The 17,419-nt window shown below is 39.6% G+C and carries 15 protein-coding genes and 1 pseudogene; 3 read left to right on the top strand and 13 right to left on the bottom strand.

Annotation, left to right across the window (positions count from 1 at the left end):
- Positions 1-129 precede the first annotated feature (129 nt).
- The 7 genes from truB to gyrA form a co-directional block, all read right to left on the bottom strand.
- Positions 130-1,008, bottom strand: a complete 879-nt coding sequence (gene truB / locus EII37_RS01490) for a tRNA pseudouridine(55) synthase TruB (protein WP_001013275.1) — start codon at positions 1,006-1,008, stop codon at positions 130-132.
- 10 nt (positions 1,009-1,018) lie between these two features.
- On the bottom strand, positions 1,019-2,293 hold the full coding sequence (locus EII37_RS01485; RefSeq protein WP_001002603.1) for a DUF2130 domain-containing protein: 1,275 nt from the start codon (positions 2,291-2,293) through the stop codon (positions 1,019-1,021).
- Positions 2,294-2,388: 95 nt separating this feature from the next.
- Positions 2,389-3,669: an O-acetylhomoserine aminocarboxypropyltransferase/cysteine synthase family protein gene (locus tag EII37_RS01480; RefSeq protein ID WP_000196362.1), complete on the bottom strand. Its 1,281-nt coding sequence runs from the start codon at positions 3,667-3,669 to the stop codon at positions 2,389-2,391.
- A gap of 148 nt (positions 3,670-3,817) precedes the next feature.
- Positions 3,818-4,615 (bottom strand): formate/nitrite transporter family protein, encoded by a 798-nt coding sequence (locus EII37_RS01475; RefSeq protein WP_000254777.1) that lies wholly within the window; start codon positions 4,613-4,615, stop codon positions 3,818-3,820.
- Positions 4,616-4,906: 291 nt separating this feature from the next.
- On the bottom strand, positions 4,907-5,704 hold the full coding sequence (locus EII37_RS01470) for a formate/nitrite transporter family protein (RefSeq protein WP_124787351.1): 798 nt from the start codon (positions 5,702-5,704) through the stop codon (positions 4,907-4,909).
- Between the two features lie 165 nt (positions 5,705-5,869).
- Positions 5,870-6,613, bottom strand: coding sequence for a class A sortase (locus tag EII37_RS01465; protein ID WP_124787350.1), 744 nt, complete (start codon positions 6,611-6,613; stop codon positions 5,870-5,872).
- Positions 6,613-9,081 (bottom strand): DNA gyrase subunit A, encoded by a 2,469-nt coding sequence (gene gyrA, locus EII37_RS01460; protein ID WP_124787349.1) that lies wholly within the window; start codon positions 9,079-9,081, stop codon positions 6,613-6,615. The genes EII37_RS01465 and gyrA overlap by 1 nt, the downstream gene beginning before the upstream one ends.
- A gap of 190 nt (positions 9,082-9,271) precedes the next feature.
- Between gyrA and EII37_RS01455 the strand changes: the two genes are divergently transcribed.
- Positions 9,272-10,258, top strand: coding sequence for an L-lactate dehydrogenase (locus tag EII37_RS01455; protein ID WP_124787348.1), 987 nt, complete (start codon positions 9,272-9,274; stop codon positions 10,256-10,258).
- Positions 10,259-10,349: 91 nt separating this feature from the next.
- Positions 10,350-10,454 (top strand): annotated as a pseudogene (locus EII37_RS11470) (integrase); the annotation flags it as partial.
- 76 nt (positions 10,455-10,530) lie between these two features.
- Here EII37_RS11470 and EII37_RS01445 read toward each other — a convergent pair.
- Both EII37_RS01445 and EII37_RS01440 read right to left on the bottom strand, forming a co-directional pair.
- On the bottom strand, positions 10,531-10,806 hold the full coding sequence (locus tag EII37_RS01445; RefSeq protein WP_124787347.1) for an HU family DNA-binding protein: 276 nt from the start codon (positions 10,804-10,806) through the stop codon (positions 10,531-10,533).
- Positions 10,807-10,912: 106 nt separating this feature from the next.
- Positions 10,913-11,749 carry a DegV family protein gene (locus tag EII37_RS01440; protein WP_124787346.1) on the bottom strand — a complete coding sequence of 279 codons (837 nt, stop codon included), beginning with the start codon at positions 11,747-11,749 and terminating at the stop codon, positions 10,913-10,915.
- Positions 11,750-11,892: 143 nt separating this feature from the next.
- On the opposite strand from EII37_RS01440, the gene EII37_RS01435 reads away from it, so the two are divergent.
- Positions 11,893-12,741 carry a YitT family protein gene (locus EII37_RS01435; protein ID WP_124787345.1) on the top strand — a complete coding sequence of 283 codons (849 nt, stop codon included), beginning with the start codon at positions 11,893-11,895 and terminating at the stop codon, positions 12,739-12,741.
- A 30-nt stretch (positions 12,742-12,771) separates the two neighbouring features.
- Here the strand turns inward: EII37_RS01435 and EII37_RS01430 are convergent, their stop codons facing one another.
- The 4 genes from EII37_RS01430 to EII37_RS01415 form a co-directional block, all read right to left on the bottom strand.
- Entirely contained in the window at positions 12,772-14,163 is a 1,392-nt protein-coding gene (locus EII37_RS01430) for an APC family permease (RefSeq protein WP_124787344.1), read from the bottom strand.
- A 124-nt stretch (positions 14,164-14,287) separates the two neighbouring features.
- A complete protein-coding gene (gene sufB / locus EII37_RS01425) occupies positions 14,288-15,700 on the bottom strand; it encodes a Fe-S cluster assembly protein SufB (protein ID WP_000797050.1) in 1,413 nt (470 codons plus the stop codon).
- Between the two features lie 57 nt (positions 15,701-15,757).
- Positions 15,758-16,198, bottom strand: coding sequence for a Fe-S cluster assembly sulfur transfer protein SufU (sufU, locus tag EII37_RS01420; protein ID WP_084888347.1), 441 nt, complete (start codon positions 16,196-16,198; stop codon positions 15,758-15,760).
- Positions 16,185-17,411: a cysteine desulfurase gene (locus tag EII37_RS01415; RefSeq protein WP_124787343.1), complete on the bottom strand. Its 1,227-nt coding sequence runs from the start codon at positions 17,409-17,411 to the stop codon at positions 16,185-16,187. Before EII37_RS01415 ends, sufU begins: the two co-directional genes overlap by 14 nt.
- Positions 17,412-17,419 lie beyond the last annotated feature (8 nt).

Here is a 17,419-nt window from a genome sequence, read left to right as displayed (position 1 = left end):
AAAATAAAATTACAATGTCCCCGTTTGGTGTGTAGTCGCTTTCAATCACTTCGCTCTTCTATATACATACTAACACTTGGTAATAACTTACCCAACTCTATTAATAAGAAACGAAAAAGACAGCAATGACTAACTAAAAACCTTCCTTGGCTTATAGAGATTGTCTCGCTTCTCTAGAATAGCAAGCAATTTGTCATCTTCAAAGGCAGCCAATTCTTGATTCGTTTGTTCTAACTCTATAAAACGACCAAAGCGTACTTCTGTAGCCTGTTCTTGAGTTAGGAAAACTTTGACAAGGTCCCCTGTCCCAATCTCTAAAGGATGGAGAAAGTCCAGTTGACCAGCATCTACTCTTTCAGCAATTTCTTCCAAAGTAAGAGCGTCTTCTAATTGTAAACCCGCCGCACTTGTTCGGGTCAGATGTGACATATGAGCTGCATAACCCAGCTTCTCTCCCAAGTCAACCGATAAGGTACGGACATAAGTACCTTTACTGCATTTCACACGGAAAGTAAAGCGTGCAAGATGACCCTCATAAGAAATTGGACTTGTTCGTTCAAATTGATAAATAGTCACCTGACGTTCTGGGCGCTCTACTTCCTGTCCAGCACGCGCATACTCATAAAGCTTGCGACCATTGACCTTAACAGCTGAATACATAGGCGGAATCTGAGTAATAGGCCCAGTCAAGCTAGTAATGGCTTCATCAACAAGCTTTTCATCCAAGGGCGACAAAACAGGGGTCTCTGCGACCACTTCTCCACTGGCATCCTCGGTCGTTGTTGAATAGCCAAGAGTGATTTCACCCTCATAGACCTTGCCCTCATCCTGCATAAACTCGACCATGCGTGTCGCCTTGCCAACCGCAATGGGCAAAACACCCACCACATCCGGATCCAAGGTCCCACCATGACCAATCTTCTTAGTTCCCAAAATCTTACGCAGTTTAAAAACCGCATCATGCGAGGTCATCCCCGCTTCTTTTTTTAAGTTGATAATACCGTTCATTTTTGCTTTCTCACTCCCCCTTCAGCGCTTCAAACTTTGCTTTCATGGTTGGATTTTTCCGAGTCAATTTTTTAACTGAAACATCTTCCAGTTTGTTGTTAGCTAGACGGAGTTGGTTTTCAGATGTTGTCAGGAATTTCTTAACCTCTTCCATGCGTTTGATGGCCTTGTCAATTTCATCGATAGCTTTGCCAAAGTTAGTCGAAGCTGAGTTATAGTTCTTAGCAAAAGCTAACTTAAAGGCATCCAAGTCTTCTTCAAAATGAGTAATGTCGATATTTTGCTCCCGAACCAAGGCCAACTCCTGCTTGTATTTTAGGGAATTAAGCGCTGCATTACGCAAGAGACCAATCAACTGGATAAAGAACTGAGGACGGACCACATACATCTTTTCATACTCGTGGCTGACGTCAACAATCCCTGTGTTAAAGTAGTCGTTATCTGCTTCTAACATGGTCACCAAAACAGCATACTCACAGTTCTTCTCCCGACGGTCCTTGTCCAATTCCTTGTAAAAATCTGCATTCTTGTGCTTCTTCTCTGTTCCGTCTGCTTCATTTTTCATCTCAAACATGATGGAAATGATTTCGACTCCATTTTCATCAGATTCACGGAAGATAAAGTCCCCCTTAGACCCACGCGCAGAGACCTTGTTATCCTTTTCAAAGTAGGCATTTGGAAAGGCAAAACTGCGGACCTTGTTAAACTCACTTTCAGCATAGTGTTCCAGACTTTCCCCTATGGCCTTGGTAGATTGTTGGGCTTTGAAATTCTTATAGAACTCGACTTGTTCACTAGCTGCCTTGAGTCGAGCTTCGTAGTTTTGCTTAACTGAAGCAAGAGAAAGCTCGTTTTCTTTTTCTTGTAAAAGAAGCTGGTTTTTAACCTGATCCCGTTCTTTTTCTAGTTCAGAAAGAGTCTTTTGCAGTTGATTTTCATGCTCCAAACGCAAGGTGGCCAATTGGTTTTCCAAGGCCTGTACTTCCTTGTCCTTTGCTAATAAGGCCTGATGGCTTGTCTGTTCAACCTCTTTCTTGGCCAATTCTTTTTCTGTATCAAAGTTTTGAATTTGACTCTGCAATTGCGCAATTTCTTGGTCTTTTTGAGCTAGTTTAGACTGTTGTTCATTCATGGCCTTTTGCTCAGCCAAAGCCAGTTCCTGCTTCATGCGATCGTGCAATTCCTTATCAAACTCAGCCGTTCTCACTTGGGACAGAAGTTCGGCATACTGACTCTCATTTACTGTAAAGACTTCCCCACAATTGGGACATTTGATTTCGTTCATAACTTTCCTCTTTCTAGACTTCTGTAACCATTATATCATGCCTAAGGGAAAATCAAAAACAGTGAGTCGAAACCCACTGTTTATCTTCTTTTACTTTAAATTTTTTCCAAGGCCAAGCGCAAGTCTTCAATCAAATCCTCTACATTTTCGAGTCCGATAGACAAACGGATTTGGTTTGGTGTGACACCTGCTGCTTCCAGGTCTTTTTCTGACAATTGACCGTGAGTGGTTGTGGCTGGATGGACAACAAGCGATTTAGCATCTGCCACGTTTGCAAGGTCAGAGAAGATTTCTAAATGATCAATTACCTTGCGTGCTTCTGCCTCCCCACCTTTGACATGGAAGGTAAAGATGGAACCCACACCTTTTGGCAAGTATTTCTCAGCCAAGGCATGGTAAGGACTATCTGCAAGTTTTGGATAATTGACCTTTTCTACCTTAGGATGGTTGACAAGAAAATCAACAATTTTCTCTGCATTTTGCACATGGCGTTCCACACGAAGAGAAAGGGTTTCAAGTCCTTGGAGCAACAAGAAAGCATTAAATGGCGACAAGGCAGCACCTGTATCACGAAGCAACTGAACACGAACAGCGATAATAAAGGCTGCTGCACCCACATCACGAGTATAGCTCAAATTGTGGTAACTTGGGTCTTCCTCAACAAATTGAGGGAATTTCCCTGAAGCCGCCCAGTCAAAACGACCACTGTCCACGATGACACCGCCAATAGTCGTACCATGTCCACCGATAAACTTAGTCGCTGAGTGAATGGCAATATCTACACCGTGAGAAAAGACATTAATCAAGTAAGGTGTGGCAAAGGTATTGTCAGAAACAAGTGGAATCTGATGCTTATGAGCAATCTCTGCCAATTTTTCCAAATCTGGAATATTAATCAAGGGGTTACCCAAGGTTTCAATCAGAACAAGCTTGGTATTGTCATTGATAGCTGCTTCCACTTCCTCCAAATTTTCAATATCGACAAAGGTTGTTGTGATCCCATAACGAGGAAGGGTTTCTTTCAAGAGATTGAAAGTTCCACCGTAAATAGTTGATGCTGCCACTACATGGTCACCTGCGTGAGCAAGAGCCAAAATCGTATAAGTCACTGCGGCCATACCTGATGCTGTTGCAAGAGCTCCAACACCACCTTCAAGGGCAGCGATTCTTTCTTCAAAAGCAGCCGTTGTAGGATTGGTGATACGAGTATAAATGTTCCCTGGTTTTCTCAAGGCAAACAAATCGGCACCTTCCTGCGTGTCATCAAAAACAAAGGATGTTGTTTGATAAATTGGCACTGCACGAGACTTGGTAGCTGGATCCACAACTTGACCAGCATGTAGTTGCAAGGTTTCAAATTTTAAATCACGAGTCATAAAACGACCTCCAAATAGTTTGATTAAGGATATTGTAGCACCTTAAGGTATAGTTTACAAATATCAGTTTTCTATATTTTGATATAAGAAATAGCTATTACCTTATTTTAAAAATGAAAAAAGGCACGACTCAATCGTGCTCATTTTCTTAATCTACATAAGTATCTTCATTTTTATTGAGGAAGGCATATGGAAGACCCATCAAAAGACCTCCACCAATCAAGTTTCCAACGAAGGTTACGCCCCAGTGGCGAAGCATATTCCCAACACCGAAGTTAGCAATTGAATCAGCAGCAACACTGAATTTTACAATCGCAAAAGAAGCAAAGTTCGCTGCAATGTGCTCGTTTGTTAAGAATACAAACATGTAAATCGCTGACAACACAAGCCAAAGTTTGGCACCACTATCTTTGACCAAAACAAATGAAAGAATCGCAATATTTACGAAAATATTTGCCAAAATCGCCTCAAGCAAGACTAATTCATTTGAACGGCCTAACTTCATCTCAACAACCCCTGAGATGAAACTATCGTGAGTCAGATGTGCATAGGCTGCCGAATGAGCAAAGCCCCAACCTGCTATCAAAGCCCCGATAAGGTTAAACAAGGTACAGTAAAGTAAAATCTCAGCTGTTTTTCTCCAAGAGATTTTTTTCAAGAAACTACCAGCAGTCAAGAACATCATGTTTGATGTTACCAACTCGGCATTCAAGAAAACAATGTAGGCCAATCCCCAAGCAAAAACAAAGGGGAATAGGAAACGTCCACTACCTGGTGCAATTTTATTAATCAAGTCAGCCCCAACTGCACCAGCTGCTGTACTGAAGGTTAAAAATGCACCTGCGAACATAGAACGAATCGCATACTTAAATTTGCTTTGACTATAAAGACTTTCCTTCTTCTTGCAAGCAAATTCAATCTTTGAGATAAATTCTGAAGAAACCATAATAAACTCCTAAAACTTTTATTTGTGATAATTATAACATAAAACAGATATAATGAAAAGCCTTTCCTAATTGCATTTTTAATAAATTTATAAATCCAGCAATCGTTTACATTGTTTTAATAATAAGCTTTTAGAAGTTTTAGTTATCAGAATATCGAGGTTGCATGGAATAACTTTTATTCTATTTAATATATTTTATTTTTACAATTTAAAAACGATTTTCTCTGCAAGCCTATTTTGTAAAAGAAAAAGAGAGAATCGTTCTGATTCTCCCTGATACACTAACTCTTCTTAATCAACATATGTATCTTCATTCTTATTTAGAAAGGTATACGGTAAACCAATCAAAAGACCTCCACCTATAAAGTTAGCAATAAAAGTTACACCCCAATGTCGAAGGATATTTGGAAGATCAAAGTGAGGTACTTGATCAGTAACCATGCTGAATTTCATAATACTAAAGGAAGCAAAATTAGCAGCGATGTGCTCATTGGACAAGAAGACAAACATGGAAATAGCTGATAAAATAATCCATAGTTTGGCAGAACCATCTTTGACTAGTATAGATGAAAGAATGGCAATATTTACAAATACATTGGCAAGAATTCCCTCAAGCAGGACTAAATCACTTGGACGCGCCAATTTCTTGGCTACAAGCTTAGGAAGGAAGCTATCATTGGTCAAATGGGAAAAGGCTGACGAGTTGGCAAAGGCCCATCCAGCCACCAAGGCACCAATGAGATTAAACAAAGTACAATAGAGTAAAATAATCATTGCCTTTTTCCAATCAATCTTTTTCAAAAATGCACCTGCTGTTAAATACATCATATTGGAAGTTACCAATTCCGCATTTAGGAAGACAATATAAACCAGCCCCCAAGCAAAAACAAATGGGAAAAGGAAATACCCACTACTTGGAACAATACTATTAAGTAAATCTGCACCAATAGCACCAGCAGCTGTACTGAAAGTTAAAAAAGCACCTGCAAACATGGAACGAATAGCATACTTGAATTTACTTTGCTTGAAAAGACTTTCTTTCTTGTGGCAATAATAATCAATCTTCGAAATAAACTCTGAAGAACTCATAAACATCTCCTATTTTTTATACTTAGTATTATAGCATAAAATATTAAAATAGGTAATTGTTTTTGAAAAATGATAATATTTGTATTGATTTAGCATTACTTAGCACGATTACAAAGCAATGTAAAAAGAACCAGTAAAACTAAATGTTTACTGATTCTTTAACTATTAATAGCGCTGTTTATATGGTTGATTGAAAGCTGTTAGAATTTCTTCAGGGGTTTGTGAATAATCTTTTTCTTCTTTTAAGTCACCTTTAACGATAATCCGCTCTGTCGCATCATAGTCCACACAAGTCACAAGTGTGATTTCATCAACTCCACTACGGTCATCAATCTCATCGACGCGATCTGGTGTCACATGCTTGACCTCATGAATGACATAAGTATAAACCTTATCCTTATCAGTTAGATAAATTTTCATTCCATTTTTAGCACGTGATAATGGAGAAAATAGCATCTGACTGGCATTTTCCGCCGTGAAGATGTGATGGCTCGCAAGTGAATAGTTTCCTTTCCCCATCACTTGGTCACGCTTCATCGTACCAGCTCCATAGAAGAGATTGACATTATCAAGACCTTTAAAAATAGGCAAGTTAATTTCTACTTCAGGAATAGCAATTCCACCAATAACTGGCAATTTTTGCGAATCCCATTGTGAGGATAAGACAGCTTCTGAGGAAATGGCTTTTACTGAGTCAAAGTCAAAATTACCTTCTGTATCTTGATTTTCTTCCAATTTTTCTTTTGAGACCTGGCTAACTTGATACTTGTTAGTATTCCAAACCATGAAAATATCACGAATTTTTGAATTAAAGATTAATGCCAGTGACAAGAGGATTAAGAATCCTGCCAAGACATTGATTAGTAAATTTTTACGATTTGTTTTCTTATTATTCTTTTTATGAGACATTATGCTTCACCTTCTATTTCGTTTTCTGTCCCAACTTCTTCTTTTTCTGACGCTGCTACCGTTGTAAAGGTCACAATTTTAGCATCCTGATCCAAGCGCATCACTTTAACTCCCATAGTTGAGCGCCCTGTTTGTGAAATATTGGCAACGTTGGTTCGAATCATGACACCTGTATCAGTGATAATCATCAAATCTTCATCACCTTTAACAGTCAAAAGACCTGATAGAGGACCATTTTTTTCAGCTACATTAGCCGTCTTCATCCCTTTACCACCACGACCTTTTGTTGGATATTCAGTCGCAACTGTGCGCTTACCGTATCCTTTTTCTGTGATAATAAGAACCTCGTCCTGGTCTGTAATCACACTAGCACCAACTACTGTATCTCCTTCACGAAGATTGACACCTTTCACACCCGTAGCGATACGACTCATGCCTCGAACGGCTGATTGATTAAAGCGAACTGCATAACCAAGCTTGGTACCAATGATAATATCCGTATCTTCTTCCGTCAACAAGACATTAATCAACTCATCTTCATCTTTGAGGTTCAGTGCTTTAAGTCCATTTTGACGAATATTATTAAATTCCTTGACGCTGGTTCTCTTCACAATACCATGACGGGTTGTGAAGAAAAGATAAGCATCATCACTACGTTCAGACTCAACATTGATGATGGTTTGAATACTTTCGCCTTCATCCAATTTCAAAAGATTGACAATTGGCAATCCCTTAGCAGTACGGCCATATTCAGGAATTTCATAGCCTTTCAGGCGATAGACGCGTCCTTTATTTGTGAAGAAGAGCAGGTGATCATGGGTGCTAGTTGACACTAACTCACGAACAAAATCATCATCCTTAACACCTGTTCCTTGAACACCACGACCTCCACGTTTTTGAGCAGTGAATTCTCCTTGGTCCAAACGTTTAATGTAACCCTTGTTAGACAGTGTAATTAAGACATCCGATTCTTCAATCAAATCCTCATCTTCGAGGCTTAAGACTTCACCGACCATCAATTCAGTACGACGTTGGTCGCCAAACTTACGCTTAACTTCGTCTAATTCATCTTTAATAATTTGAGAAACACGTTCCGGCTTAGCAAGAATATCCGCCAAGTCTGCAATCAAAGCGATTAAATCATCAAACTCAGACTGAATCTTGTCACGTTCCAAACCTGTCAAACGACGAAGACGCATATCAAGGATGGCCTGACTTTGACGTTCAGAAAGCTTAAACTTGCTCATCAACTCGGCTTGTGCTTCCGCATCCGTTTCACTAGCACGAATGATACGAATCACTTCGTCGATATGATCTAGCGCAATCAAGAGACCTTCTAAAATATGAGCACGCGCTTCTGCTTTTTCTTTATCAAAACGAGTACGACGAACAACCACTTCTTTTTGGTGCTCGATATAGGCATCCAAAATCTGACGAAGGGACAAAATCTTCGGTACACCATTTTGGATAGCAAGCATATTGAAACCAAAGTTGGTTTGCATCTGGGTCATCTTGAAGAGATTATTAAGGATAACATTGGCCGAGGCATCACGCTTGACTTCAATAACAAATCGAACCCCTTCACGGTTTGATTCATCACGTACTGCTGTAATTCCCTCAATACGCTTTTCCTGAACTAAACGAACAATATGCTCATGTACCTTTGTTTTGTTGACCATGTATGGAAATTCTGTTACAACGATGCGCTCACGGCCAGTCTTAGTTTCTTCAATTTCAGTACGAGAACGAAGAACAATCGAACCTTTACCTGTTTCGTAAGCCTTATGGATACCTGATTTCCCCATGACAAGAGCACCAGTTGGAAAATCTGGCCCAGGCAAGACTTCCATCAAATCCTTAGTGGTCACTTCAGGATTGTCCATGACCAACTTCACAGCATCAATAGTTTCACCCAAGTTATGAGGTGGAATATTGGTTGCCATACCGACAGCGATACCAGTAGCTCCATTAACTAAAAGATTTGGAAAACGAGCTGGAAGAACTAAAGGTTCACGTTCATTGGCATCATAGTTATCAACGAAATCAACCGTATTTTTATTGATATCACGAAGCATCTCCAGAGCAATCTTGCTCATACGTGCCTCAGTGTAACGCTGGGCGGCAGCACCATCGCCATCCATGGAACCAAAGTTCCCATGGCCATCTACAAGCATGTAACGGTAGCTCCACCATTGAGCCATACGAACCATGGCTTCATAGATAGAGGAATCCCCGTGTGGGTGATATTTACCCATGACATCCCCAGTAATACGAGCAGATTTTTTATGTGGTTTGTCTGGAGTAACACCCAATTCATTCATTCCATAGAGAATCCGACGGTGAACGGGTTTCAAGCCATCTCGAACATCAGGAAGAGCCCGCGCAACGATAACACTCATGGCGTAGTCGATAAAGCTTGTCTTCATCTCCTTTGTCAGATTGACATTCACTAAATTTCTATCCTGCATTAATAAATGCCTCATTTCACTATAATTAGGTATATTATACCATAATGTTCGCTATATTTCAGATATCTAAATCGATAAAACGTTTACATAAAGAACTGCAAGGTATATCCGTGACAAAGCTATTTAAAAGTGATAGAATGAAATCAAATGGGGAATTTCCCTTAATAAAACAAAGGAGATGTTTAGACAAATGACAGCAACTAAACAACACAAAAAAGTTATCCTCGTCGGTGACGGTGCCGTAGGTTCTTCTTACGCTTTCGCCCTCGTTACACAAGGAATTGCACAAGAACTTGGTATCATTGAAATTCCACAATTGTTTGAAAAAGCAGTTGGTGATGCCGAAGACCTTAGCCACGCCCTTGCATTCACTTCACCTAAAAAAATCTACGCTGCTAAATACGAAGACTGTGCTGATGCTGACCTTGTTGTTATCACAGCTGGTGCTCCTCAAAAACCAGGTGAAACTCGTCTTGACCTTGTAGGTAAAAACCTTGCTATCAACAAATCAATCGTTGAGCAAGTTGTTGCTTCAGGTTTTGATGGTATCTTCCTTGTTGCAGCTAACCCAGTAGATGTCTTGACTTATTCAACTTGGAAATTCTCTGGATTCCCTAAAGAACGCGTTATCGGTTCAGGTACTTCACTTGACTCAGCTCGTTTCCGTCAAGCACTTGCTGAAAAAATCGGTGTTGACGCTCGTTCAGTCCATGCCTACATCATGGGTGAACACGGTGACTCTGAGTTTGCTGTTTGGTCTCACGCTAACGTTGCCGGTGTTAAATTGGAACAATGGCTACAAGCTAACCGTGACTTAGATGAAGCTGACCTTGTAGAGCTCTTCATCTCAGTTCGTGACGCAGCTTACTCAATCATCAACAAAAAAGGTGCTACTTACTACGGTATCGCCGTTGCCCTAGCTCGTATTACAAAAGCAATCCTTGACGACGAAAATGCAGTACTTCCACTTTCTGTCTTCCAAGAAGGTCAATACGGGGTTGAAAATGTCTTTATCGGTCAACCAGCTATCGTTGGTGCACACGGTATCGTTCGTCCAGTAAATATCCCATTGAACGACGCAGAAACTCAAAAAATGCAAGCGTCTGCTAAAGAATTACAAGCTATTATTGACGAAGCATGGAAAAACCCAGAATTCCAAACTGCTTCTAAAAACTAATTGTAACTAGGTTCTCATTTAATGAGAACCTTTTTCTTTTCCCCTAAAGACTGAAACACTATTTTCCAAAAGATTTCTTATCTCACATCGTTTGGATCGTGTTGGATACTCATATGCTAAAACAACGCCACAAATTTATACTCATATTACTAAACAAATGAAAACAATCGTTGCAGATGTTATGGAAAAGTATTAGTCTTTGCCCCAAAGAAAACAAAAAAGCCTATCAACCAAGCTAGAAAGCTTGATACAATAGGCTTTTTAAAGTGTCATTATTTAACAGCGTCTTTAAGGGCTTTACCAGCTTTGAATGCTGGAACTTTAGAAGCTGCAATTTTGATTTCTTTACCAGTTTGTGGGTTACGACCTTTACGTGCAGCACGCTCACGAACTTCAAAGTTACCAAAGCCGATCAATTGAACTTTTTCACCAGCTGCAAGGTACTCAGTTACTGCTGCGAATACAGCTTCAACTGCTGCTGCTGAATCTTTCTTAGTTAAATCTGTAGCTTCTGCCACTTTAGCGATCAAATCTTGTTTGTTTGCCATGTTAAAAAATCCTCCAAATAATTTCTAATTAACAAATATAATCATATCCTAAAAACGCCCGTAGGTCAAGTCAAAAACACTATTTTGAATGAATTTTCACTATTTTTTAGGAAACATATCGTATTAAAATAGCCCATGCATTTTCTCCTGTATGAGTTTGAATAATAGAACCTGTTTCTAAAACTGATATCGGTTTTTCAACATATTTTTGCAATAAACTCTTCATTTCATTAGCCCACTCATTATTTCCTGCATAAGAAATCCCAATTTCAGCAACCGCTTTATGAGAAAGAGTTTCTACCAACTCGTCTAACCATTTTTTAAACGTTTTAGCACCGCGACCTTTAACAATAGGTTGCAATTCATGATCTTTCATCTGCATCACAACACGAATGTTCAAAAGGGAACTTAACAAACCTGTCACACGTCCGATACGTCCACCTTTCACTAAATTTTCTAAAGTTGAAACCCCAATGTAAAGTTCTGTTTCTTGTTTGATTTCTTCAACAGCAGCTACAATTGTTTCTAAATCTTTTCCTTCTTTAGCAAGTTTTGCGGCTTCAACAACCTGAAACTTCATAGCCTGATCGGTAAATGAGCTATCAATAACTGTCACATCCGCAGCAGATAAACTTGCACCTTGACGAGCAGCCTCAACCGTTCCAGACAAGGCATGAGACATATGTATTGCAAGAATTTGACTACCATCTTTTCCTAACTCTTCAAAAACCTCAGCAAATACTCCTACTGGGGGTTGACTCGTTTTAGGAAGATTCTTACTTTGTTGCATAAGATGAAGGAACTCACCCTCTTTCAAATCTGAGTCCGAATAAAGTACGCTATCAATCATAACCGATAGGGAAACAACTGTAATATTAAGTTCTTTAACAACTTCTGGTTCGATAGTAACAGAAGAATCTGTTACAATTTTTACTTTTGTCATATAATCAATCTTTCTATTATACTAGATAGGAATTAGATTTTTCACTCTTATTATATCAAAAAATTATTAAAAAATCATAAGGGATCCAATGAAAAAGTTTGAAATTTTGGTATAATCAATCTATAGAAAAGTGAGGGAAAATCATGATTCGAAAAATACAGCCTATTATCACCATCATACTGGGTGCAGCTATTTATGCTTTTGGTCTTACCTATTTTGTTGTTCCCCATCATCTCTTCGAGGGAGGAGCAACTGGTGTCACCCTAATTACATACTATCTCTTCAAGATTCCTGTCTCCTTGATGAATCTTTTAATTAATATTCCCTTATTCATTTTGGCTTGGAAAATATTTGGTCCTAAAACACTCTATTCTAGCCTTCTAGGTACTTTTTCTCTATCTGTTTGGTTAGCGGTATTTGAACGTATTCCCTTACAGTTTGATTTACAAGGTGATTTGATAATCGTTTCCTTGGTTTCCGGTGTTCTGCTTGGAATCGGATTAGGAGTTATTTTCAATGCTGGTGGAACAACCGGTGGATCTGATATTGTTGCTCGTATTCTAAACAAATATACGAATATATCAATCGGAAAATTGCTTTTTGGGATTGACTTCTTTATCCTAATGTTAATTTTAATACTCTTTCAAGATCTTCGTCTAGTTACCTATACACTTTTGTTCGATTTTATCATCACACGTGTCATTGATTTTATTGGAGAAGGTGGCTACGCTGGAAAAGGCTTTATAATTATTACTCAGTATCCTGATAAATTAGCTAAAAAGATTAATGATGAACTCGGACGTGGGGTAACCTTTCTTTCTGGTCAAGGCTACTATAGTAAAAAAGATTTAAAAATCATCTATTGTATTGTTGGTCGTAATGAAATTGTAAAAATGAAAGATATGATTCATCAAGTTGATCCTCAAGCCTTTATAACTATTACTGAAGCTCACGAAATCCTTGGAGAAGGATTTACCTATATAAAAGAATAAAGAAAAAGCTGGGAAGTTCCAGCTTTTTCTCTATTCAGAAAGTGTAGAATGACGATAGCCATAAGTAAAGTAAATCACAAGTCCAACTACAAGAGCAATGCCAAACGCAATCCATGTTTCTATACTATATTGAAGCATAAAGGAAACACAGATTAGAATAGATAAAATCGGTAACAAGGGAACTAGGGGAGTTTTGAATTCTCCTTCTTTAGGTACTCCCTTATCCTTTCTAAGTTTTATAATTCCATAAGCCAGTAAGATAAGATAAGCCAGCGTACAAATATTTAGAAAGGCCGCGATACTAGCTAGCGGAAATACTCCTGCTGCTATTGCAGAAGCAACTCCAGTTAAGATGGTCGCATTTTTAGGAACACGACTTGTTTTGCTTAATTGCTTAAAACTTCGAGGTAAAAGACCATCACGTGCTAAACTGTAAATCATACGCGATAAGGCATAAGTCATAGAAATACACACTGTTATTAGGGTCAAAATGGCCACTAATGACACATAATTAGCTGCCCAACCAATTCCTATACTTCGCAATGAAAATGCGACAGCATCGTCCACATTGAGTTTGCTGTAGTGAACAATCCCTGTCAATACTAATGTAACCAAAGCATAGAGAATCGTTACGATTGTCAATGACAAAACAATACCTCGTGGAACATTTTTTTGTGGGTTTTGAATTTCATCAACAGCCATAGAAATAGATTCAAATCCTAGGAAACCAAAGAACATCAAAGATGCTCCTGCCATTATTCCAGTACTTCCACCATAAATTTGACCAAAACCAAAGGGAGCAAAGTTGGACCAATTTTCTGGTTTAATATACCAGATACCAACTAGAATAAACAAAGCGAGAGCAGAGAATTTCAAGACGACTAGAAGCGAATTAAAACGCAAGGCTGCCTTGGAATTTAATAAAACTAAACCGGTTACCAGTGTCAATACCAAAATAGGTAAAAGGTCTATATAGGTACCCTGCTCAGGGTTAAAGGTCCCATTCAAGGCTTGAGGCATTGAAATACTATAGTTACTGAGCAAGCCTTTAAAATAAGCTGCCCAGCCAGAGGCCACACCAGAAACTGCTGTCATGAATTCCATGATGGTCAACCAACCAGCAATCCAAGCTGGTAATTCACCCAAAATTGCATACAAATAACTATAAGCACCACCAGTTGCAGGAACACGAGAGGCAAACTCTGCGAAAAAGAGGGCGGATAAAGAAACACAAAGGGCAGAAATCACTATGGATACAACCAGTGACGGACCAGCAAGCGTTGCTGCTGCGGTTCCTGTAATGGTAAAAATCCCAGTTCCTACCATGGCACCGATTCCTAATAAAATTAAATCCCATACTTTTAAATGCCGGTGCATTTCAGTACGTCCCAAGCTAACATCTTTAGTTCTAAAAATATTCATACTTCATCTCCATTAAATATGATTGTTTTATTTTATCATATAAAAGGATTTTTGTGAATATTTATAAGATGATTTTTCAAAAAAATCTGAACAGAAATAAATCCTGCTCAGATTCTACATATTCTTAGCCAACTGATCCTTCCATTTCATAGCTAATCAAGCGGTTCAGCTCAACAGCATATTCCATTGGAAGCTCTTTTGTAAATGGTTCTACAAATCCCATAACAATCATCTCAGTTGCTTCAGATTCTGACAATCCACGGCTCATGAGATAATAGAGTTGCTCTTCTGAAATCTTAGATACCTTAGCTTCGTGTTCCAAAGCGACTTGTGAGTTGTGAATTTCATTAAATGGAATGGTATCTGATGCTGACAAGTCATCCATGATAATGGTATCACATTCGATGTGAGAAACAGATTTCTTAGAGTTTTTATTAAAGGTTACTTGTCCACGGTAGTCAACCTTACCTCCACCTTTAGCGATGGATTTAGACACAATAGACGAGCTTGTATGTGGAGCGTTGTGGATCATCTTAGCTCCAGTATCCTGGTGTTGCCCTGCATTGGCAAAAGCGATAGAGAGCATAGTACCACGCGCCCCTTCCCCATCTAGGTAAACAGATGGATATTTCATAGTTGTTTTAGCGCCCAAGTTACCATCAATCCACTCAACAGTGGCATCCTTTTGAGCCTTAGCACGTTTCGTTACCAAGTTATAGACGTTATCAGACCAGTTTTGGATAGTCGTATAACGCATATAAGCTCCATCCAAGGCAAAGATTTCTACAATGGCAGCATGCAAGCTGTTACTTGAATAAGTTGGCGCTGTACATCCTTCTACATAATGGACACTTGCTCCTTCATCAACGATAATCAGGGTACGTTCAAACTGACCAGTATTCTCGTTGTTGATACGGAAGTAAGTTTGAAGTGGAATATCTACCTTGACCCCTTTTGGTACGTAGATAAAGGTTCCACCAGACCATACTGCTGAGTTAAGGGCAGCCAATTTGTTATCTGTTGGCGGTACTAACTTAGCAAAGTATTGTTTAAACAAGTCTGGGTATTCCTTGAGGGCAGAATCCGTATCCGTAAAGATAATCCCCAATTTCTGGAACTCTTCCTTCATGTTGTGGTAAACCACTTCTGACTCATACTGGGCAGAGGCACCAGCTAGATATGCACGTTCTGCTTCAGGAATCCCGATACGTTCAAAGGTTTCTTTAATTTTTTCAGGAACATCATCCCAAGAACGGGCTGGTTTATCAGATGGTTTTTGGTAGTAGATCAAATCATCAAAGTCAATCTCTGACAAGTCTGCTCCCCAAGTTTGCATAGGCATTTTTTTGAAGGTTTCATAAGACTTCAAACGGAACTCTAACATCCACTCAGGTTCTCCCTTTGCAGCTGATAGTTCACGAATGACATCTTCATTCAATCCTTTTCCTGTCGATAGGACAGGCTCTACATCATCATGGAAACCAAATTTATATTCACCAAGGTCAATTGGTTTTGGTTCTACTCTTTCTTCAGCCATAATATCCTTTCTTTCATTCTTCATTTCTACTGATTCATAAGACAAAAGAAACTTGTCTTACTTGTTTTCTTGATTTTCAATTGTTTTCTTGAGGGCGTTCCAAGCTAGGGTTGCACACTTGATACGTTGAGGAAATTTAGCAACACCTGACAAGAAGGCTGCATCGCCTAGTTGGTCTTGACGCTCATCTTTTTGCCCTTGAACCATTTCAGAAAAAATAGTCGCAAGTTCTAAAATTTCTTGCTTGGTCTTGCCCAAAACAGCATCTGTCATCATGCTTGCAGAGGCAGTTGAGATAGTACAACCTGAGTTTAGAAAAGCGATATCTTCCAAACGGTCATCTACATCAAACTTGACAGAGAGATTGATAACATCCCCACAGGTCGGATTGTTGAGACTGATTTGCTCAGCATCTTCTAACTTCCCTTGGTGATGTGGGTTTTTCGAATGGTCTGCTACCACTGCCATATAAAGGCTATCTAGTTTAGAAAGTGCCATTGAAAAACTCCTTTGTCTTTTGTAAGGCATCGACTAGCTTGTCGCAATCTGCCTTGGTATTGTAGATATAAAAACTTGCACGAGCTGTTGCTGGGACATCCAAATACTGAAGCAAGGGTTGCGCACAGTGGTGACCTGCTCGAACAGCCACTCCTTCATAATCCAAAGCAGTCGCAAGGTCGTGAGGATGAAGGTCGCCTAGGTTAAAAGCAATAACACCTGAACGTTGTGCCAAGTTCTGTGAACCATAAATGGTCAGTCCTTCAATCGCCTGCAGTTTTGGAAAGACGTATGAGATTAATTCCTGTTCATGGGCTTCAATGGCATCCATACCGATGTTTTCTAGATAATCCACTGCTGCTGCCAGTCCGATAGCACCTGCCATATTTGGTGTTCCAGCCTCAAATTTCCAAGGCAATTCCTTCCAACTAGCAGATTGCTCATAGACGAAATCAATCATCTCACCGCCAAATTCAACTGGTGACATTTGCTCCAGATACTTTTCTTTGCCATAAAGAACACCGATACCAGTCGGACCAGCCATCTTGTGACCTGAAAAGGCAAAGAAGTCCACATCCAAGTCCTGAACATCAATCTTCATATGAGGAGTAGATTGAGCACCATCCACCACCATGATGGCACCAACTTGGTGGGCTAATTGAGTGATTTCCTTGATCGGATTGACCACACCAAGAACATTTGAGGCATGAGCTAGGGAGATAAACTTGACTCTATCAGTCAATTTAACTCGCAAATCATCCATATCCAGAGCTCCGTCCTTGAGATAGACATAAACAAGCTCCGCTCCAGTCTTACGGCAGGCTTCTTGCCATGGAATGATATTGGAATGGTGTTCCATGACGGAAATCAAGACCTGGTCTCCCTCAGTCAAGACTTCCTCAGCATAACGCGCTACCCAGTTAAGACTGGTTGTCGTTCCTCTGGTAAAGAGAACTTCCTTTGTAGAGTCTGCATTGATAAACTTACGAATGGTTTCACGAGCCGCCTCATAAGAAGCTGTCGCCCTTTCTGCCAAGGTATGAACACCACGGTGAACATTGGCATTGTCGTTCACATAGTAGCGGTTAATCGTTTCAAGAACAGCTAGTGGTTTTTGTGTCGTCGCAGCATTGTCCAGATAGACCAGAGGCTCATCGTTAACAATCTGGTCTAAAATTGGAAAATCCTTGCGAATCGCTTCTACATCTAACATAAGCTACC

It is taken from the genome of Streptococcus sp. OH4692_COT-348 (assembly GCF_003859975.1).
GTDB lineage: Bacteria > Bacillota > Bacilli > Lactobacillales > Streptococcaceae > Streptococcus.
The sequence above is the reverse complement of the archived record's forward strand: the minus strand, read 5'-3'. Positions and strand labels throughout refer to the sequence as shown.